At 39.7% G+C, this 988-nt stretch carries 1 protein-coding gene; it reads left to right on the top strand.

Features of this window, described 5'->3' with window-relative positions:
* Positions 1 to 988 (top strand): phage tail protein (locus CD138_RS13680; RefSeq protein WP_103266023.1); only part of this gene is annotated, 988 nt, incomplete at both ends.

The following is a 988-nucleotide window of genomic DNA, read 5'->3' as shown; positions in this document are numbered from 1 at the left end:
CATTATTGATAGAAAAAGTAAAGGTAATAAGCAATTTTTGAGTATCACAGCAAGACAAAAACAACTCGATGACTTAATGACATCACGCGTTATCAGTAATGTCACTGGCAGTTTTACAGTTGAAAACTATTTTAAGTTGGTCTTTCAAGGCACAGGTTACAAGTATAAAATACCGGTCAAAGTGCCGGCATCGCGTTGGGAAAATGCCGGACAAGGTGACAGTCGATACGACATGTTTAAGGCTGGTCTTGACCGTTATGGACTTGAATACAGTTACGACCCAACAACAAAAACATTTACATTAACACCGTTTTTGAACAACGTCGTTAATTACTATATTTCTAGTAAAGTAAATGCGAATAATTTGAAACTCGAAGAAGATGCAAGCGAAGCGTACACATTCATTCGTGGTTACGGTGGTTTTGAAGATGATGAGGAATTTACAGAGGGAAGTTTGTACATCGAGTTTACACACCCTTTAGCTAACAAAATAGGAAAGCGTGAAGCTCCTCCAAAAATCGATGGACGTATCACAAGTGTCGAAACGATGAAAAGAGAATTAGAATACATCATAGATCAATCAATTAAAACATCGCTATCGTTAGACTTTGTTGTTTTAAGAAAACAGTTTCCAACTGCAATACCTAGGATTGGCGATATAGTGCCTGTGAGGGACGATGTAATTGATGTGAATGATAAAGTTCGTATCATCGAGATAACGACGTACAGGGACGCGCACAACAACGTTATTAAGCAAGATGTTGTTTTAGGTGATTTAAGACGGCGCGACAGATACCAAACAAGCGTGAATAATGCTGCTACCCTCGCTAATGGACTCGGTGGAGGATACCAAGGTGCTAAGTCCATCAAAAACGTTACTAAACAAACAAGCGCGGTCGCTAAGTCGATGAGTAGTGTTGTACAAACGTCTACTGCGCTGAAATATGATGGGTTGGGCATACATGGTAAAAACGGTAGTTACGACGTC

The sequence above is a fragment of the Staphylococcus intermedius NCTC 11048 genome (assembly GCF_002902385.1).
Classification (GTDB): Bacteria; Bacillota; Bacilli; order Staphylococcales; family Staphylococcaceae; genus Staphylococcus; species Staphylococcus intermedius.
This window is presented reverse-complemented; position numbering and strand designations above follow the sequence as displayed.